General features: G+C 37.3%; 17 protein-coding genes and 1 tRNA gene. 12 read left to right on the forward strand and 6 right to left on the reverse strand.

Annotation, left to right across the window (positions count from 1 at the left end; genetic code table 11):
* Window positions 1-96 precede the first annotated feature (96 nt).
* The 3 genes from ACSAMO_RS12665 (at window position 97) to proC (ending at window position 3,569) form a co-directional block, all read left to right on the forward strand.
* Window positions 97-1,251: a sodium ion-translocating decarboxylase subunit beta gene (locus tag ACSAMO_RS12665; protein ID WP_117965841.1), complete on the forward strand. Its 1,155-nt coding sequence runs from the start codon at window positions 97-99 to the stop codon at window positions 1,249-1,251.
* 30 nt (window positions 1,252-1,281) lie between these two features.
* Complete coding sequence (locus ACSAMO_RS12670; protein WP_022228757.1) at window positions 1,282-2,691, forward strand: oxaloacetate decarboxylase subunit alpha; 1,410 nt, start codon at window positions 1,282-1,284, stop codon at window positions 2,689-2,691.
* Between the two features lie 74 nt (window positions 2,692-2,765).
* Window positions 2,766-3,569 (forward strand): pyrroline-5-carboxylate reductase, encoded by an 804-nt coding sequence (gene proC, locus ACSAMO_RS12675; protein ID WP_022228758.1) that lies wholly within the window; start codon window positions 2,766-2,768, stop codon window positions 3,567-3,569.
* Window positions 3,570-3,719: 150 nt separating this feature from the next.
* Here the strand turns inward: proC and ACSAMO_RS12680 are convergent, their stop codons facing one another.
* A complete protein-coding gene (locus ACSAMO_RS12680; protein WP_022228759.1) occupies window positions 3,720-4,922 on the reverse strand; it encodes a deoxyguanosinetriphosphate triphosphohydrolase family protein in 1,203 nt (400 codons plus the stop codon).
* 160 nt (window positions 4,923-5,082) lie between these two features.
* Between ACSAMO_RS12680 and ACSAMO_RS12685 the strand changes: the two genes are divergently transcribed.
* The 3 genes from ACSAMO_RS12685 to ACSAMO_RS12695 all read left to right on the forward strand — a co-directional run bounded on the left by ACSAMO_RS12685 (window position 5,083) and on the right by ACSAMO_RS12695 (window position 7,173).
* Complete coding sequence (locus ACSAMO_RS12685) at window positions 5,083-6,258, forward strand: hypothetical protein (RefSeq protein WP_412615677.1); 1,176 nt, start codon at window positions 5,083-5,085, stop codon at window positions 6,256-6,258.
* A gap of 20 nt (window positions 6,259-6,278) precedes the next feature.
* Window positions 6,279-7,037 carry a class B sortase gene (gene srtB / locus ACSAMO_RS12690; protein ID WP_499209442.1) on the forward strand — a complete coding sequence of 253 codons (759 nt, stop codon included), beginning with the start codon at window positions 6,279-6,281 and terminating at the stop codon, window positions 7,035-7,037.
* A 61-nt stretch (window positions 7,038-7,098) separates the two neighbouring features.
* A tRNA-Arg gene (locus ACSAMO_RS12695) sits at window positions 7,099-7,173 on the forward strand.
* Window positions 7,174-7,387: 214 nt separating this feature from the next.
* On the opposite strand, the gene ACSAMO_RS12700 is transcribed toward ACSAMO_RS12695, so the two are convergent.
* Window positions 7,388-8,224 carry an AraC family transcriptional regulator gene (locus ACSAMO_RS12700; protein ID WP_499209443.1) on the reverse strand — a complete coding sequence of 279 codons (837 nt, stop codon included), beginning with the start codon at window positions 8,222-8,224 and terminating at the stop codon, window positions 7,388-7,390.
* Between the two features lie 120 nt (window positions 8,225-8,344).
* Between ACSAMO_RS12700 and ACSAMO_RS12705 the strand changes: the two genes are divergently transcribed.
* The 4 genes from ACSAMO_RS12705 to ACSAMO_RS12720 all read left to right on the forward strand — a co-directional run bounded on the left by ACSAMO_RS12705 (window position 8,345) and on the right by ACSAMO_RS12720 (window position 13,043).
* Window positions 8,345-10,489 (forward strand): alpha-galactosidase, encoded by a 2,145-nt coding sequence (locus ACSAMO_RS12705; protein WP_499209444.1) that lies wholly within the window; start codon window positions 8,345-8,347, stop codon window positions 10,487-10,489.
* Between the two features lie 67 nt (window positions 10,490-10,556).
* Window positions 10,557-10,925, forward strand: a complete 369-nt coding sequence (locus tag ACSAMO_RS12710) for a helix-turn-helix domain-containing protein (protein ID WP_176813169.1) — start codon at window positions 10,557-10,559, stop codon at window positions 10,923-10,925.
* Complete coding sequence (locus ACSAMO_RS12715; protein WP_499210103.1) at window positions 10,859-11,764, forward strand: IS3 family transposase; 906 nt, start codon at window positions 10,859-10,861, stop codon at window positions 11,762-11,764. The genes ACSAMO_RS12710 and ACSAMO_RS12715 overlap by 67 nt, the downstream gene beginning before the upstream one ends.
* A gap of 52 nt (window positions 11,765-11,816) precedes the next feature.
* Window positions 11,817-13,043: an IS256 family transposase gene (locus tag ACSAMO_RS12720; protein ID WP_499209445.1), complete on the forward strand. Its 1,227-nt coding sequence runs from the start codon at window positions 11,817-11,819 to the stop codon at window positions 13,041-13,043.
* Window positions 13,044-13,335: 292 nt separating this feature from the next.
* On the opposite strand, the gene mtaB is transcribed toward ACSAMO_RS12720, so the two are convergent.
* Window positions 13,336-14,631: a tRNA (N(6)-L-threonylcarbamoyladenosine(37)-C(2))-methylthiotransferase MtaB gene (gene mtaB / locus ACSAMO_RS12725; protein ID WP_412578715.1), complete on the reverse strand. Its 1,296-nt coding sequence runs from the start codon at window positions 14,629-14,631 to the stop codon at window positions 13,336-13,338.
* Window positions 14,632-14,823: 192 nt separating this feature from the next.
* Here mtaB and ACSAMO_RS12730 point away from each other — a divergent pair, with 192 nt between their 5' ends.
* Window positions 14,824-15,054, forward strand: a complete 231-nt coding sequence (locus ACSAMO_RS12730) for an HPr family phosphocarrier protein (RefSeq protein ID WP_022229204.1) — start codon at window positions 14,824-14,826, stop codon at window positions 15,052-15,054.
* A gap of 97 nt (window positions 15,055-15,151) precedes the next feature.
* On the opposite strand, the gene ylqF is transcribed toward ACSAMO_RS12730, so the two are convergent.
* From ylqF to rplS, 3 genes are all read right to left on the reverse strand, one after another.
* Complete coding sequence (ylqF, locus tag ACSAMO_RS12735; RefSeq protein ID WP_117965772.1) at window positions 15,152-16,018, reverse strand: ribosome biogenesis GTPase YlqF; 867 nt, start codon at window positions 16,016-16,018, stop codon at window positions 15,152-15,154.
* 14 nt (window positions 16,019-16,032) lie between these two features.
* On the reverse strand, window positions 16,033-16,719 hold the full coding sequence (gene lepB, locus ACSAMO_RS12740; protein WP_412578716.1) for a signal peptidase I: 687 nt from the start codon (window positions 16,717-16,719) through the stop codon (window positions 16,033-16,035).
* A 131-nt stretch (window positions 16,720-16,850) separates the two neighbouring features.
* Window positions 16,851-17,201, reverse strand: coding sequence for a 50S ribosomal protein L19 (rplS, locus tag ACSAMO_RS12745; protein ID WP_117965767.1), 351 nt, complete (start codon window positions 17,199-17,201; stop codon window positions 16,851-16,853).
* Between the two features lie 182 nt (window positions 17,202-17,383).
* Here rplS and spoIIP point away from each other — a divergent pair, with 182 nt between their 5' ends.
* Complete coding sequence (spoIIP, locus tag ACSAMO_RS12750) at window positions 17,384-18,523, forward strand: stage II sporulation protein P (protein ID WP_412295102.1); 1,140 nt, start codon at window positions 17,384-17,386, stop codon at window positions 18,521-18,523.
* Window positions 18,524-18,564 lie beyond the last annotated feature (41 nt).

The raw sequence follows: 18,564 nt of genomic DNA on the forward strand, positions 1-18,564 counted from the left end.
AATAAAGTGTTAGAAAGTTTTGCAAACTTTTTGCAGAATACAGGTCTTTACGCACTTATTTCAAGCGGTGGCATTGACGCCGTTAAGACAATTATAATGATTGCGATAGCTTGCGTACTTCTGTATCTTGCAATAGTAAAAAAATTCGAGCCGTTATTGCTACTTCCGATTGCGTTCGGTATGCTTTTGTCAAACTTACCGATGATTAAGGATTCAAGTGCTATTATGATGCACACGGAATTTTTTACGAATCCGGAGTATATGACGGACGGAAAATATATTAATGTCGGATATATCTGTCAGCATGGCGGTCTGCTTGACCTATTGTATCTCGGAGTTAAGCTTGGTATTTATCCTCCGCTTATTTTCGTCGGTATCGGTTGTATGACAGACTTCGGTCCGCTAATTGCCAATCCAAAGAGTATTCTTCTTGGTGCGGCTGCGCAGTTCGGTGTATTCTTTACATTTGTAGGTGCTCTTGTTCTAAGCGCTCTTGTACCGTCAATCAATTTCGGTATCAAAGAAGCGGCATCAATAGGTATCATCGGTGGTGCCGACGGTCCTACGGCTATTTACGTTACAAAATCACTTGCACCGGCATTGCTGCCGGCAATCGCCGTTGCGGCATATTCATATATGGCATTGATTCCTGTAATTCAACCGCCTATTATGAAACTTATGACTCGTAAAAAAGACAGAATGATTGTTATGGAACAATTAAGACCTGTTTCAAAAACAGAAAAAATCTTGTTCCCAATCATCGTTACAATTATCGTTGCACTTATAATCCCTGACGCAGTGTCACTTGTAGGTTGTCTAATGCTTGGTAACCTTATGAAAGAATCAGGCGTTGTTGAAAGACTTACAAAGATGGCACAGAACGAACTTATGAATATCATAACTTTGTTCCTTGGTGTTACAGTAGGTGCTACTGCAACAGCGTCAAGCTTCCTATCAGCACAGACAATCGGTATTATCGTACTTGGACTTATCGCATTCTGTTTCTCAACAGTAGGCGGCTTGTTCTTGGGTGATATTATGTGCTGGGTAACAAAAGGTAAGGTTAATCCGCTTATCGGAAGTGCCGGCGTTTCAGCCGTTCCTATGGCTGCCCGTGTATCTCAAACAGTAGGACAGAAGGAAAATCCTTCTAACTTCCTTTTGATGCACGCTATGGGTCCTAACGTTGCCGGAGTTATCGGTTCTGCCGTTGCGGCAGGTGTATTCCTTGCAATGTTCGGAAATCTTTAATTAAACAGATAATAAAGGAGTGAAATATAAATGGCAAAGGGAAAGAAAGCTGTAGAAATTACAGAAACAGTCCTAAGAGATGCTCATCAGTCACTTATTGCTACAAGAATGACAACAGAGCAGATTCTTCCTATTGTAGAAAAGCTTGATAACATCGGTTATCATTCGCTTGAGGCATGGGGAGGAGCTACATTCGATGCCTGCCTAAGATTCCTTAACGAGGATCCTTGGGAAAGATTGAGAAAGATTAAGGATAGAGCTAAAAAGACCCCTATCCAAATGCTTTTCAGAGGACAAAACATACTTGGTTACAGACACTATGCTGATGATATAGTTGAATATTTTGTTCAAAAGTCAATCGCAAACGGTGTTGATATACTAAGAATTTTTGACGCTCTTAACGACGTCAGAAACCTTGAATGTGCTATCAAGGCTTGTAAGAAAGAAAAAGGTCATGTACAGGCTACAGTTTGTTACACAACAAGTGAATTCCATACAAACGAAAAGTTCGTTAAAATGGCTAAGCAGCTTGAAGAAATGGGTGCAGACTCAATCTGTATCAAGGATATGGCAGGTCTTTTAAGACCATATGTAACATATGACCTTGTAAAGATGATGAAAGAAGAAGTTAAGATTCCTATTCAACTTCATACTCACTACACAAGCGGTGAGGCTTCAATGGTTTACCTAAAGGCTATTGAGGCAGGTGTAGACGTAATCGACTGTGCTATGTCACCGTTGGCTATGGGTACATCACAACCGCCTACAGAGCCTATGGTTGCGGCTCTTCAAGGTACAGAGTACGATACAGGTTACGATTTGGATAAGCTTATCGAAATCTGCGACTACTTCAAGCCGCTAAGAGAAGAATACATTAAGAGCGGTCTTATGAACACTAAGGTTATGGGTGTTGACGTTAATACTCTTAAGTATCAAGTTCCGGGCGGTATGCTTTCAAACCTTGTATCACAGCTTAAGCAACAGGGCAGAGAAGACGCATATGATGAAGTGCTTAAAGAAGTACCTCGTGTTCGTGCAGACTTCGGTTATCCTCCGCTTGTTACACCGTCATCACAGATTGTCGGTACACAGGCAGTACTTAACGTGCTTATGGGTGAAAGATACAAAATGGTTTCTAAGGAATCAAAAGGTCTTGTAAGAGGCGAATATGGTAAGTGCCCTGCTGAAATCTCTGACGAAATCGTTAAGAAGATTATCGGCGACGAAAAGAGAATTACTTGTCGTCCGGCTGACCTATTAAAGCCTGAGCTTGAACAGATGAAGAAAGAATGTGCAGAATGGATTGAACAGCCTGAAGACGTATTGTCATATGCATTGTTCGGTCAAGTTGCCGTTAAATTCTTTGAATATAGACGTGCTCAGAAATATAAAATTGATGCAGATTTAGTGGATATGGAAAATAAGACATATCCGGTTTAATTGCGTGTTTAAGTACCGGACGAAATATTTCGTCCGGTATTTTTTATAAAAATTTTTAAATACAGGAGGATATTATGATTTTTGGATTTATAGGCAGCGGAAATATGGGCGGTGCTATAATCGGCGGAATTATTAATTCTGATATAGCAAGTCCTGAAAACGTAATTGTTTCGGATAAAAATGAGCAGGCATTAAAGAATATTAATGAAAAATACGGTGTTAAAGTGACATCGGACAATAAAGAAACGGCAGATAAAGCTGATGTATTGTTTTTGTGTGTAAAACCGCAGTTTTTATATGGTGTGATTGATGAAATCAAAAACAGTGTTTCAGATAATACAGTAATCGTTTCAATAGTCGCAGGACAGGCGATAGAAACGATTGAAAAGGCTTTTGAACATAATATTAAACTTGTGCGTGTAATGCCTAATACACCGGCTTTAGTCGGCGAGGGAATGGCGGCATTGACACCGAACAGCAATGTTACAAAAGAAGAAACAGATGTAGTTGTAAACGTGTTTAACAGCTTTGGTAAAGGTGAAGTAGTATCGGAAAATCTTATGGACGCCGTAACGGCTGTCAGCGGTTCGTCACCTGCTTATGTGTTTATGATGATTGAGGCAATGGCAGACGCAGCTGTTATAGGCGGTATGCCGAGAAGTCAGGCATATACATTCGCCGCACAAGCAGTACTTGGAAGTGCAAAGATGGTACTTGAAACAGGCAAACACCCGGGTGAATTGAAAGATATGGTTTGCTCACCTGCCGGAACTACAATAGACGCAGTTGCAATACTTGAAAAAGACGGGTTCAGAAACAGTATCATTGACGCAATGGTAGGTTGTATGAATAAGTCAAAAGAACTTGGGAAAAAATAAGATAAAACAATAACGCCACCGATTTTATTATCGGTGGCGTTATTGTATATGAACGTAACATTGTATTCAAACAATGTTAAATATATTATACACTATTAATTGTAAAAATTCAATAGAAAAATAAAATCTTTTTAAAAATATCTCTGATTTTTAAACATTATCGAAGTATGATATATATTTTACGGGTGCTTGTTTATTAAATAAATACTCATATAAGTCGATAAAATAGTCGTCTGTCATACTTGCGATATAATCCGTCACAATATCATTAAAATCACTGTTTTTTGTATATTCGTATCCCGAAAATCTGTTTGAGTAGTCGATTAATTCAATATGATGTTTGAATATCGGCGATGATTTTATGTCATTTTTTAAATCATAAAGCAACTTATTGTATATTTCCTCAAACATCGGTTCAATAGTTTTGTCGTATACGTCAGAAATTTTGCTGTTTTGATATATAACGCGGAAATTGTCTTTTTTACTGTTTTTTAGTGCTTGATAGTGCTTTTCGTCAAGTTGTATAAAATCTTTGCCGTAACTGTTTTCAACGATATTTACAATAAGATTATTTATAATAGCCGCATTGTATTTGCCTATTTCACTTTCGGCAAAAACACTTTCACTGTCAATCAGCTTGGTTTTTATAGCGTCTTGGCGGTCTTTTCCGATATAAGCAATCATATCCGAAATTCTGACAACACAACCTTCAAGCGTAGACGGTACAAGTCGGTCTATTGCGGATTGGTCAATATAACATTCTTCAACCTTTGCGTCAAAATCCTTGAAATTATCAAGCTTTGACGGACGGTATTCTTTGCACTCGAACTCACCGTTGTGACAAAGTATTCCGTCAAGTGTTTGAAGGCTGATGTTGAGGTTAAATATTTTATCAAGCACACGCACACTGTGTACGTTGTGATTGAAATATCGTCCTGTATTTGCATGATATGATTCGTTTAAGAATTTTTCGCCCGCGTGACCGAACGGTGTGTGACCTATGTCATGACCGAGTGCGACAGCCTCTATTAAATCAAGGTCAAGACCAAGCATTCTGCCTATATTTCGCGCAATTCTTGAAACAAGCTGAACGTGCAGAGCACGGTGCGAAATATCATCGTTTTTATAGAAAGAAAATACCTGTGTTTTGTCGGCATAGCGGTTGTAATACGGACTGTGCATAATTTTTTCAACGTCACGCACAAACGCAGGCCGCCAAAGAGTGGCTCTGTCGTGTTCCTTGTCAATACGTCGGATTGCGTTATCCTTAAAACCGTTGCCGTCAAAAAGTTCTGTATTTATTTTGTTTTGTAATTCATCGGAAAGTTTTTCGTAATTTGAATCTGAACTCATTTTATACCTCCTCGTTTTAATTGATTATACCATAAAATGCGGAATATAACAATATTCGTAACAATAAATTAACAATTACAGTAGTGACAATTAAAAAAGAATGTGATATACTATATGTAGTATGAAGAAAATATTAAAGTAAATATAAGGAGCGAGAATTATGAAAAAAGTGCTTTCGGGTATGATTGCGGCAGTTATGACAATATGTATGTCGGTATCTGTATTTGCGTCACCAAATTCAAGCGTATCTATAAAAAATAATGACAGTAAGTCAACCCCTGTTACATATGAATATGCACCCGATCAGTTGGGCGAAACTGTGAGATCGATAAAGCCGTTGATGACAAAACTTGACGATTTGTCTAAACAGTCGTCTGTTGTTCAGACTCTTACAATATCAAGCGAAAGTGCAGAGGGTGATCCGGTAGATTTTAAATTGAGATTGTCTATGTCGGAAAAAACGTCAAACGATGTAAAACCTGAGGCGTTAAAAACACCGTCACCTGACGAATACAACGCTTTGAATTATTATAATATAAAAGTAACGGATTCAAACAATAAGCTTATTTATTCGTATGCGAATGACGACTCTAAAACGGATAACGGTACATATAAAGATATTCCGTTGGGAACAATGAACAGTTCTGCGAATACTGAAAACAAAATTATAAATGTAACGGTATCGGTAAATAAGTCCTTGAAAAATTCTGACGCGGCACAATATGCTGAAAAACTTGATTGGAGCATTGTTTCAAGCGTGAAAAAAACAGAGACTGCCGAGACACCAAAGGCTACAGAAGAAGTTGCAAAAGAAACAACTGCACCGACAACGGAAGTAACAGCAAAGGAAACAACTAATCCGTCTGTAAAAGAGGATAAAAACGGTGTTGTTACATTGGCACAGGGCGAATATATTTGCGGTGAAGATATTGACCCGGGCAGATATACTATGACAGGTAACGGAAAAGTTCATGTTTACACAGAAAACGGTGAATTAAAATCAACAATCGCATTAAAGGATAAAAATTCATCTGCAAATGGGGTTGAGGAATATCTTATAAATTTGACAGACGGTGAAAAGATAAAGGTTGAATCTGAAACTAAATTCACACCGTATACTGCAACTGCGACCGCAAAACCGAAAGCAACCTCAACAGCAAGTTCATCGACAAAAGCTACAACAAAGCCGACAGCCACACCGAAAACAACGGCTAAACCGTCAAAGAACAATCCTAAGACAGGGGACAACACTCCTATCGTAGCATTGGTTTCAGTTGGTATTCTTGCGGCAGGTGCTTTTGTGTTTATCGAAATTAAAAAGAGAAAAAACAACTAAACTAAAGTGAAAGGGCGTGTATGATAGTGAAAAAACGACTTACTGTCATACAGGTCCTTTTAATTTTGATATTTGTAGGGTGCTGCGGTTATCTCGGAAAATATTTTTATGATTCACATAAGGCTGAAAGCGGTTTTGATGAATTGAAAAAAGTGGTTGAGAAAACGGAACGTGCAGACGCAACGGACGGTTATATTGATAAACGTGCAGATAACGGTATGCTTGAATGTTATTACTCGTTATATCAGCAGAATAATGATATGGCAGGGTGGATAAAAATTCCCGATACACCTGTCGATTATCCTGTGGTAAAGTATAGCGACAATGAATTTTATTTGCATAAGAATTTTAATAAGGAATATCAATTCAGCGGTATACCTTTTCTTGATTATCAGTCGAATGACGAATCGGTGAATAAAATTATTTATGCACATAATATGAAGAACGGTACAATGTTTGCGTCACTTGCCGATTATGAGGATAAAAGCTTTTATGACGCTCATAAAAATATAATGTATGATACTTTGTACGATAAGGGCGAATATGAGATTGTGTCCGCGTTTACGACTAAAGTCGGTGCAAGTAATGAATTTAAGTATTACGATTATGCGGATATAGAGTCGGAGGAGCGATTTAATGAATATGTCACTCAGGCAAAGTCACGTTCGTTTTATGATACAGGCGTAAATACAGTGTACGGCGATAGCCTTATAACACTTTCAACGTGTGCGTATCATACGTCAAATGAAAGATTTGTCGTGATTGCAAGAAAGAAATAAGAAAATACTTGAAATCGGCTTTGAAATATTATATAATATATTGGTATGTTAATAGTGTTTTGCTCTCGTAGTTAAGTGGATATAATAAACCCCTCCTAAGGGTTAGTCACCAGTTCGACTCTGGTCGGGAGTACCACATCGGAATGGACTACGCTCCATTCCGATTTTTCTATGTAGAAAAATCAGTCATAACACTGCGTCATTCCTCCTTAGTCGCAAAAACGCCCGCTCGGTTCACCTGTTCGCTTGTAAACGCACTCACGACGGCTCACAGTCGCTACCACCTTTTTTGCGAGAAAGTGACTGTGGCACAAATGGTTCAAAATGGACTACGCTCCATTCCGATTTTTTTATTTCCCAATAATAGATTGTTCCCAAATTTGTTTTTGACGCCAGGTGGTAGGGGGAACACCGAATTGTTTTTTGAAAGTTTTGTTAAAGATATGAGTATCATAGTAGCCCACGCTTTGGGCAGTTTCGGTCACGGACGCGTTTGTGTTTTTTAAATACAATGCCGCGGTATTCATTTTAAGTGAAATAATATAGTTTTGCGGACTTGTTTTTTTATATTCATTAAAAAGTCTTGTCAGATAACTTCTGTCAATTCCGATATATTTTGCGACATCCGAAACGGATATTTTTTTATGAACATTTGTTTTTATAAATGTTTCTGCTTTTTGAATATATTCTTCGGCATTGCTGACGGTATTAATTTGTTCGCCGTCTGTAAGGCAGTAAATGAAATTCCAAAATTTTTGCATGAGCAATTCAAAACACATTTCTCCGGACGAAATAATATTACAGAGTGCATTGCCGACCGAATTATTCTCATCATCGGTATAAATCGGTGTGCTTTCATTAAGACTGACAGACTTTAAAATTGACTGCGACATACTTCCGTTAAATTCAATCCATCGATACAACCAAGGGTCGCTGTCATCGGCTTTATAATATGTAAGCTGATTTGGCGATATAAGGAACATCTGCCCTTTATGAAGATGATATGTGTTATTTTCTGTTTGAAAAATACCTTTACCGCTGTAAACATAATGCAACAGATAGTTACTTCGTACACATGGTCCGAACGAATGATTTCTATTGCATTGTTCTTCGCCGTATTGTACGGGATAAATATCGGTAGGAATAAACTTTGTATATGCGTAATATGTATTTATAAAACAATTCATTTTACTCAACTCCTATTTGTAGAATATCACATTTAGACACATACTGTCAACACTTTGATATTCTGTTTTCGTAAATAAAGTGATATTATAATATCACAAAAAACACAGGAGGATATAAAAATGATTGTCAGAAACGGAAAAACAACGCACCTTATCGGCAGAGATATAAGTTATATAATGTTTGAAAACGAGGACGGAGACCTTTTGAATTTTCATTTCGGAAAAAAGATAACGGATATTGATTATTCGCAAATGAAAGAAGAATGGGAAGAAAAGTGGGGGTTTGTTTCAAACAGATTTTGTCTTGACAATTATCCGCAGGAATATCCGTCTTACGGCTATTCTGACTTGAGAAATCCGGCATATCAAGTTGTAAATAAATTCGGAAATGCAGTTTCAAGACTTGCGGTGAAAGACTATATAATTCATAACGAATGTGCGGTTCAAACCGACGGTATGCCTTGTCTTTTCAATAAGAATAAAAAAGCTGATACGCTTGAAGTTGTATTATATGATGAAATTATCGACTTGGAAGTGCATTTGTATTATACGGTATTTGACGAGTACAATATAATCGCCAGACATACTGTAATTATAAATAAATCAGACAGCGATATTAAGCTTTTGAGTGCGTATTCGGCAAGTATTGATTTACCTATGGACGACTATGAAATGATACATTTTGCAGGTTCGTGGGGACGTGAGAGAGCAATGCACAGAACAAAGCTTGAAATGGGAATGAAAGCTGAAGTCGAAAATGCAAGAGGCGGAAGCGGACATCAGTTAAATCCGTTTTCAATGATTACTTCGGTTGGCGCGGACGAAACACATGGCGAAGTTTACGGATTTTCACTTGTATACAGCGGTAATCATTCCACAGTCGCAAAAATAGACCAATTCGGCAATTTAAGAGTACAACAGGGAATTAATCCGCATCAGTTTGAATGGATTTTAGAACCGAACGAAAGCTTTTGTACACCGCAGTCTGTAATTTGTTATTCCGACAGCGGTATCGGTGCTATGACAAGAGAGTATCACGACGTTTTCAGAAACAATTTGATGAGAAGTAAATGGGTAAACAAAAAACGTCCTATCCTTATAAATAATTGGGAGGGTACATACTTTGATTTTACCGAAGAAAAGTTACTTCAAATGGCTGAAAAGGCTCATCAGGCGGGTGTTGAGCTGTTCGTGCTTGATGATGGTTGGTTCGGAAAGAGGAACAATGATACGTGCAGTCTGGGCGATTGGAAAGTTAATTATGATAAATTACCGTCGGGTATAGACGGATTGGCGGAAAAAATAAATAAAATCGGTATGAAATTCGGTTTGTGGTTTGAACCTGAAATGATAAGTCCGGATTCGGATTTATACAGAGAACATCCCGATTGGGCAATTCATATTGACGAAAGAGAAGGAGTTCAGTCAAGAAATCAAATGGTGCTTGATTTGAGCAGAGATGAGGTTTGCGAATATGTTATAAATGCGGTGAGCGATATACTTGCAAATGCAAATATTGAGTATGTGAAGTGGGATATGAACAGACAGCTTACAGATATGCCGAGATTGGGATATAATCACGAATACACGCTCGGTTACTATAAAATAATGTCCGCAATAACCGAAAAATTCCCTAATATTTTATTTGAGGGCTGCAGTGCCGGCGGCGGTAGATTTGACGCGGGAGTGCTTGCATATATGCCGCAAATATGGACGAGTGACAATTCGGACGCAATAGCAAGACTTAAAATGCAGTATTCGACTTCAATGTGTTATCCTGTTTACAGCATATCTTCTCATGTAACAGCGTCGCCAAATCATCAATGCGGACGTGATACGTCTTTAAAAACAAGGGCAGATGTTGCATATTGCGGAACATTCGGATATGAGCTTGACGTTACAAAGATGTCCGATGAAGAATTTGAAGAAATCAAAGCACAGATTAAATTTGAAAAGAGAATACAAGACCTTATGTGTAACGGTGACTTGTACAGATTGATAAATCCGTATGAAACGAATTATTGCAGTTGGGAAGTGGTTTCAAAGGATAAAAAGCATATATTTGTTATGGCTTGCAAAGTGCTTGCGGTTGCACAAACAAAGAGTGAAAAAGTTAAATTACAGGGACTTGATACGAATAAACAATATAGAAATACATTTACAGGTAAAGTTTACAGCGGTGATTTTCTGATGTATCACGGTATAAGAGCCAATTATGAAATGAAAGATTTTTCAACTGTTGTATTTGAATTTGCAGAGATATAAAATAAAGGCTGATGACAAAAATGATATGCACCCCAAAAGTTAGACACTTTTGGAGGTGCATATTTTTATGGCAAAGAAAGGGCAAAAATATAGAAAACACTCGCCAGAATTCAAACTATCTGTTATAATGGATATGCGAGAAAACCATTTGGGTATAATGGAAACAGAGAGAAAATACGATGTTAAACATGATGTAATATCGAAATGGGAACGCATATTCTTGGAAGAAGGAGCCGAAGGTCTGATGAAAGAAAGACGAGGTAGAGCCAGTAAAGTAGATGGAATAGCAAAAGGTCGTCCACCCAAACTTGATAAGAAAATTGAAGAAGATTTAATTGCCGAAAATCAGCGATTAAGAATGGAGAATGAATACTTAAAAAAACTCAGTGCCTTAGTTCGGAAAAGAATGTTAAAAGAAGAGAAAAAGCAGCAATAGTCAATGAATTAAGGCAAAAATATCCGTTAAAAGACTTGCTGCAATTATCAGGTTTAGCCCGTAGTACCTTTTATTACTATATACAACATCCAATCAAAGATAAATACAAGAAAGAGAAACAAGAAATACTATATATATTTTTAGCTAATAAAGGCAGATACGGCTACCGCAGAATCTTAATTGTATTAAGACAAAAAGGATATACAATTAACCATAAAACTGTGTTGAAACTGATGAAAGAACTTAATCTCAAAGGAAAACAACGCAAAAACAGTAAATATCGTTCATACAAAGGAGAAATCGGCAAAATAGCCGACAACTTACTTAAAAGAGAATTTACAGCTACAAAACCTTTTGAAAAACTAGCAACTGATGTAACTGAATTTAAAGTGTGTAATGATAAAGTATATTTGTCACCTGTAATGGATTTGTATAATCGAGAAATTGTGTCATACTCAATTTCATTAAGTCCAAATTTGCAGCAAATTAGAGAAATGCTTGATGGTTTATTCAAAAAGCTGCCCGCTAATGCGAAACCATTATTCCATTCTGACCAAGGTTGGCAATACCAACATTCGGAATATCAACGTTTACTGTCAGAACACAATATTGTACAAAGTATGTCTAGAAAAGGAAATTGTATGGACAACGGTGCGATGGAAAACTTCTTCGGAAGATTGAAAGTTGAAATGTTTTATGGTGAAAAATTTGAAAGTGTCAAAGCTTTCATAGATGAATTAAAAAGATATATTGATTATTACAACAATGAAAGAATTTCTTTAAAGCTAAAAGGAATGAGTCCGGTACAATACCGAGAGAGTGTGAGAAAAAGTCTGTAAAAAATAATCCTTCTATGATAGAATATAAATAAATCATAGGAGGAATTTTTTTATGGCAAGACGTAGACGAGAAAGAATGAGTGAAGGAAAGAAGAATATCATTGCCGGATTGATTCAGGAATACAACATCAAGACAGCAGAAGATATTCAAGAGGCACTAAAGGATCTGTTAGGCGGTACTATTCAGGAAATGATGGAAGCTGAACTGGATGAACATTTAGGCTATGACGAATATGAACGCAGTGACAATCCGAATTATCGAAATGGAGTAAAACACAAAAAACTTCGTAGTTCTTATGGCGAGATACCTATTGATGTTCCACAAGACCGTGACGGTGATTTTGAACCGCAGATAGTCCCTAAACGAAAGAAGGACATATCAGCAATAGAACAAAAAATCATTGCTATGTCTGCAAAGGGCATGACAACAAGACAAATTTCTGATATTGTGGAAGATATATATGGTTTTGAGGTAAGCGAAAGTATGGTAACCGCAGTTACAAATAAAATATTACCTCAAATAGAAGAATGGCAACAACGCCCTTTATCAGCTGTGTATCCGATAGTTTTCATTGATGCAATCCACTTTTCGGTTCGTGATGAGCATATAGTGAAAAAGATAGCTGCATACATAATTCTTGGTGTAAATGACGAGGGTAAGAAGGAAGTTTTAAGCATAACCATTGGCGAAAATGAGAGTGCGAAATATTGGCTGGGAGTTTTAAATGAACTCAAAAATCGTGGTGTTAGAGATATATTAATATTATGTGCAGACGGTTTATCAGGGATAAAGGAATCAATAGCAGCAGCCTATCCAAATACGGAGTATCAGCGTTGCATTGTCCATCAAGTGCGCAATACATTGAAATATGTAGCGGAAAAAGACAAAAAAGCATTTGCAAATGATTTAAAGAGTATATACCATGCACCGAACGAAGAAAGCGGATACGAACGTATGCAGAGTGTCACAAAAAAATGGCAAGAAAAGTATCCTAATGCGATGAGAAGATGGGAAGAAAATTGGGATGTTTTATCACCGATGTTCAAATTTTCAGCAGAAGTCAGAAAAGTTATGTATACAACAAATGCAATAGAAAGCCTTAATAGCGTACTTCGTCGATTGAATAGCCAAAGGAGCGTATTTCCGAGCGATACAGCCCTTTTAAAGGCACTGTATTTGGCAACCTTTGAAGCAACAAAGAAGTGGACAATGCCACTTAGAAATTGGGGCAGAGTTTACGGAGAACTGTCAATTATGTATGATGGACGACTTGTTTAGCATATATTTTTATATTTATATAGTGTAAAAAATACGGTCTTTTACAAGACCGCTCTTGACGCGGAAGAAAATCCGTGCTATATTACAAAAAGGCAGATAAGCTGAATTTTGCTTATCTGCCAAAATAAAACTAAGTATTTTATCATAGAAAAATTAAATTTACAGAAATAATCTCACACACTCAAATTTACAGAAATAATCTCACACACTCAATACCGAACTCATTCACAAGCAAGTTAATATTTAATTTTGTCTAAATTTTGGGGTTCACTTCAAAATCATCAGCCTTTTACTATTCAACTATTTTTCCGATAACAATTCCGTTTTCGTTTCTTTCAAGAAGAACATTTCTGAATTGGTCGTTTAAATCTATATCGGACGGTGCGTGGACTGTAATGTAATTATCTGTTTTACCCTCAAAAAGTCCGTCTTTTGCAGGTTGTTCAAAAAGTACACGCATTGTTTTGCCTATAAAACGATTTATAAATTCATCACGCGTTTTCTGTGTTTCGGCGATTATTATTTTACTTCGCTTTTCTTTTACGTCAGGTGAAATTTGGTTTGGACGTTTTGCGGCAGGTGTTCCGCGACGTTGCGAATATTGGAAAACATGGGCGTCGGCAAATTTTATATTGCGTACAAATTCAACTGTTTTATTAAATTCTTCATCACTTTCATCAGGAAAACCGACCATTATATCGGTAGTGATTGCAACATCGTTAAATGCCTCTCTTAAACCGTCCACAATGCCTTTAAATTGAGCTGTTGTATACTTTCTGTTCATACGTTTTAATGTTTCGTCACAACCGGATTGGAGCGATATATGGAAGTGGTGGCACAGCTTTTTAGAATCCTTAATACTGTCTATAAATTCCTGATTTAAAGTCATCGGCTCAATAGAAGAAAGACGTATACGCTCAACGCCGTCAATCTTGTCAACGTCCATAATTAAACTTTCAAGAGTTGTGTTGCCGAGATCGACACCATATGACGCAACATGAATACCGACAAGGATAATCTCTTTAAAGCCGTTGTGTGCAAGCTCCTTGATTTCTCTTACAACATCATCTTTTGCTCTACTGCGAACAGGACCTCTGGCATATGGGATAATGCAGTAAGAACAAAACTGATTGCAGCCCTCTTGAATTTTAATAAATGCACGGGTTCTGTTTGAATATTGCTTTATTTGAAGTTCTTCAAATTCGTGGTTACTCATTATATCCGAAACGTGATTAATGTTTGATTCGGTGTTAAGTTCTTCAACAAGCGTAACAATGTTCTTTCTGTCTTTTGTGCCGAGTACAAGATTAACACCCTCAATGGCAAGAACTTCGTCAGGCGCGGTTTGAGCATAACAGCCCGTAACGGCTATAACTGCATTCGGATTAAGTTTTTTTGCACGACGAATAATTTGACGTGATTTTCTGTCACCCATATTTGTTACGGAACAGGTGTTTATAACATACACGTCCGCAACTTCGGTAAATTCTTTTATTTCATAGCCGCTATCGGCAAATAATTCCGCCATAGCCTCTGTTTCATATTGATTAACCTTGCAACCAAGTGTATAAAATGCTGCTTTTTTCATCTTTTCAACCTTTCAAGTATATCTTTTGACAATATCGTTAAAAATACCTTAACGACATTAGTATTATTATATAAAATTTTTTTTAAAAACGCAATAGCTATTGACTTTTTCAGAAAAAAATTGTATTATAGGTAATGTAAGAGATTACATATACAAATAGGCTTCACGCATGAAATAAGGAGGAATAAAATTATGAAAACATTTGATTTATTACTAAGCTCTATTAATGACGTAAAAGATTTCGTGAATATCGTAAGTAAGTATGACTTCGATGTAGACTTGACATCAGGTAGATATGTCGTTGATGCAAAATCTATCATGGGTATCTTCAGCTTGGATTTGTCTAAGCCTATTAAGGTTGAAGTACATTCTGATGACTGCGATAAGTTTATGGAAGAACTTGATAAGTTTATCATTAAATAATGTAGCTTGAAAATTAAGCGTCCTTTAAGAAAAAGGGCGTTTTTCTTTTGAAAACAAATTTTAAGAGGAACGTTTTTGATGCGTTCCTCTTTTTCGTTTATTCCTGTTCATTTAATTGTGACGGAGTTTCAAGGGTTATGTGACCGATTTTTGCACCGCGCAGTTCGTCAAGTACCATATTTGCGGCACGCTCCATATCAATTTCACCGCCCGAAATAACAAAGCCGCGTTTTTTACCGATTTTCTCCAACACTTCATATCCCTTAAGCCCCTCGACCGTATCAAGTTTGTATCGTGTACAAAGTTCGTTCGGATAATTGTCACGTAGATAATCGCATAGGGAATAGGCAAGAAGTTCAGTGTTCATTATTTCGTCTTTTATAGCGCCTGTGTAAGCAAGTTTTACGGCAACTGTTTGGTCCTCGAATTTCGGCGGAAGAATACCGGGAGTATCAAGAAGTTCCGCGTCACCTTTAATTCTAAGCCACTGCTTACCGCGTGTAACACCCGGTTTGTCGCCTGTTTTTGTGCTTGCCTTACCGATAAGACGGTTTATAAGACTTGATTTTCCTACATTCGGAATACCGACCATCATTATTTTTAAAGTTCGGTTTCGGCCTCTTTCTCTTTCACGGTCAATTTTATCCTGTATAAGTGCGCGAGCCTCTGCAAGCACCGTATTAATGCCCATACCTGTCGTACAGCTTATCGGAATAACCTTAAGACCTTGCTCTGCATACCAATCAATCCACAGTTTTGTTCTGTTTTTATCTGCAAGGTCGGCTTTGTTTAAAACAAGCAGTCTCGGTTTGTTTTTTATAATATCGTCAAAATGCGGATTACGTCCCGAAAAGGGAATACGTGCGTCCAATATTTCAACAACAACGTCAATTAATTTAAGATTTGCCTCAATCAAACGGCGTGTTTTCGCCATATGACCGGGATACCATTGTAAATTCTGCATAAGTACCTCGTTAATTATTTAGTAAGACCTATATCCGATAAAGGCCATATTCTGACTTGTGACTTACCTAAAATTGCTTTGAAAGGAACTTGACCGAGTTCTGATGAACGGCTGTCCTTACTGCGGGTTCTGTTGTCACCCATAACAAATACACAGTCATCGTCCACGGTGATAGGATATTCAACGGTAGGATCTATTGAAGTTGTCAAACCGTCATAATAAGGCTCGTCAAGCATTTCACCGTCAACATATACTTTACCGTCAACCAAGTCTATTGTTTGACCCGGCATGGCGATTATTCTCTTAACATAATACTTTTTCTTAAGATTTGAAGGCATACTGCCTTGTGCAAAGAATTTTTCAAATGAAGAAAGTTCTTCTTTGTCTTTTGATTCAGCCAATCTGTCAAAGTATTCTTCACGGTTTTTGTATTCACTGTCAAGAATGATAATATCACCTTGTTTCGGAGTGTAGCCGAGTTTTGTAACTATAAGTCTGTCGTTATCTACAAGTGTAGGGAACATACTTGAACCGTCTACACGTACAATGTCAAATATAAAGCCTTTGATAAGCATAGCAATTACTATTGCGATAGCAAGTGTATATACCCATTCCCAAATTTCTCTTGCAAGGCTTGTCTTTTTATCGTCCTTAGCAGTTGTTTTTGTTACGTTTTCGTTCTTTCCTTCTTGTTCACTCATTTTTTCTTCCTCCTGACATACTATATAAAATGATTATACTACATTTATATTCAAGTTACAATGAATAAAATGTTAATTTTTAAAGACAAAAAAGGGGACACCGAAATGCCCCTTTTCGTATTATAAGGAAATTAGATTCTTTCCTTAACTTTTGCTGCTTTACCAACTCTGTCACGAAGATAGAATAGTCTTGCACGTCTAACTTTACCTTTTCTTGAAACTTCAATCTTTTCAATGTTAGGTGAGTTAACAGGCCATGTCTTTTCAACGCCTACGCCGTAAGAAACTCTTCTTACTGTGAAAGTTTGAGCGATACCGCCGCCCTGTACTTTGATGATTGTACCTTCAAACATCTGAGTTCTTGTACGAGAACCTTCGACGATTCTTTGGTAAACCTTTACGTTGTTACCAACTACAAGTTCAGGTAAATCTGTTCTGATTTGGTCTTTTGTCAAAGCGTTAATGATTTCTTGTGTGTTCATCATTAAATCCTCCTTAATAATCTGGGACATTCGTGCCGACCGAGGCAGAGGACTATCCGTAATAACTACAAAATTATACCACAGTTTAAGCGTAATTGCAAGCTTTTTTTGAAAATTTTTTCGACATATTTAAAAAAATCTTGCGTATTTATAAAATAGCACTCTATGAAAGGGATAAAATTATGAAATTTAAAACTGTTGTTATAACAAAAAAGAAACTTATCATAGCCGTAGTGGGTATTTTGTTTTTAGGAGGTATTATTACGGCGGTGAGCTTAATTCCTCCCAAAACGGCGAATGTGTTTAATTATCAAAATGAAATATATGAAGATATACTTGCCGAGGGCCTGCCGAATAATAATGAAAAGACATTCAGCTTAAAGGATTTTGCAAAGAAAATATTAGGGTTTGATATTGAAAATCCGGAAACAATAATAAGTGAATATTCATCGGTATTTGACGGGACAACCTCACAGACGGAGCAGGAGAATACAAGTGAAGAATTTGCGGAAGACAGTACGGAGCAGGGAGAAGAACAAACGGAGGAAACACCTGACACAGTACAGGAAGAAGTAACAATGCCCGACAAATCACAAATTTGTACGGCGAATAATTTAAAGCTGAACAATGCAACAACATATAATGTGGACGTAAATGCCTTGTGCGCAGAGGAGTTTTCAATAAACACAGATACAGACGGACCGAAAGTTCTTGTTGTACATACGCATACAACGGAATGTTATGACGGCGACCAGATGAACGGTGAAACAGAAAGAAATACGGACGCGAGTATGAACGTGGTTGCGGTAGGTGACGAGATATGCAGGGTGCTTGAAGAAAACGGTATAAAGACGGTACACGACACAACTTATCACGATTATCCGTCATATCAAGGCTCTTATACAAGGGCGTTGTCAACGATAGAAACACAGCTTAAAAACAATCCGACAATAGAAATTGTACTTGACGTACATCGTGACGCATTTATTTATTCGGACGGCTCAAAACTTGCGGTTACGTGTGAAGAAAACGGAATATCGACTGCACAGGTTATGCTTGTTGTCGGTACGAACAGTATGGGATTGTGGCACGAAAATTGGCAGGAGAATTTGAAGTTTGCGGCTAAAATTCAAAATGCGGCTGAAATAATGTATCCCGGAGTTATGCGACCTATTAATCTAAGAAAAGAACGATTTAACGAGCATATGACTAAAGGAAGTTTGATTTTAGAGGTAGGAAGTAACGGAAATACTCTTGCACAGGCGAAAGAGGGCGGAAAAGATGTTGCAAGAGCGATTGCGGCAGTGCTTAATGCAAAATAATCGTTGCACAGACAGGCGATTTGTGATATAATAAAAAATAA

The sequence above is a fragment of the Ructibacterium sp. SJQ-7 genome (assembly GCF_054696575.1).

Bases quoted from the DNA above. Each gene is read 5' to 3' on its own strand.
- ACSAMO_RS12700 (WP_499209443.1), bottom strand. From the start codon at position 8,224: ATGAATTGTTTTATAAATACATATTACGCATATACAAAGTTTATTCCT.
- srtB (WP_499209442.1), top strand. From the start codon at position 6,279: ATGATAGTGAAAAAACGACTTACTGTCATACAGGTCCTTTTAATTTTG.
- spoIIP (WP_412295102.1), top strand. From the start codon at position 17,384: ATGAAATTTAAAACTGTTGTTATAACAAAAAAGAAACTTATCATAGCC.
- ylqF (WP_117965772.1), bottom strand. From the start codon at position 16,018: ATGCAGAATTTACAATGGTATCCCGGTCATATGGCGAAAACACGCCGT.
- ACSAMO_RS12730 (WP_022229204.1), top strand. From the start codon at position 14,824: ATGAAAACATTTGATTTATTACTAAGCTCTATTAATGACGTAAAAGAT.
- mtaB (WP_412578715.1), bottom strand. From the start codon at position 14,631: ATGAAAAAAGCAGCATTTTATACACTTGGTTGCAAGGTTAATCAATAT.
- rplS (WP_117965767.1), bottom strand. From the start codon at position 17,201: ATGAACACACAAGAAATCATTAACGCTTTGACAAAAGACCAAATCAGA.
- ACSAMO_RS12685 (WP_412615677.1), top strand. From the start codon at position 5,083: ATGAAAAAAGTGCTTTCGGGTATGATTGCGGCAGTTATGACAATATGT.
- proC (WP_022228758.1), top strand. From the start codon at position 2,766: ATGATTTTTGGATTTATAGGCAGCGGAAATATGGGCGGTGCTATAATC.
- ACSAMO_RS12705 (WP_499209444.1), top strand. From the start codon at position 8,345: ATGATTGTCAGAAACGGAAAAACAACGCACCTTATCGGCAGAGATATA.
- ACSAMO_RS12720 (WP_499209445.1), top strand. From the start codon at position 11,817: ATGGCAAGACGTAGACGAGAAAGAATGAGTGAAGGAAAGAAGAATATC.
- ACSAMO_RS12665 (WP_117965841.1), top strand. From the start codon at position 97: ATGATTGCGATAGCTTGCGTACTTCTGTATCTTGCAATAGTAAAAAAA.
- ACSAMO_RS12710 (WP_176813169.1), top strand. From the start codon at position 10,557: ATGGCAAAGAAAGGGCAAAAATATAGAAAACACTCGCCAGAATTCAAA.
- ACSAMO_RS12680 (WP_022228759.1), bottom strand. From the start codon at position 4,922: ATGAGTTCAGATTCAAATTACGAAAAACTTTCCGATGAATTACAAAAC.
- ACSAMO_RS12670 (WP_022228757.1), top strand. From the start codon at position 1,282: ATGGCAAAGGGAAAGAAAGCTGTAGAAATTACAGAAACAGTCCTAAGA.
- lepB (WP_412578716.1), bottom strand. From the start codon at position 16,719: ATGAGTGAACAAGAAGGAAAGAACGAAAACGTAACAAAAACAACTGCT.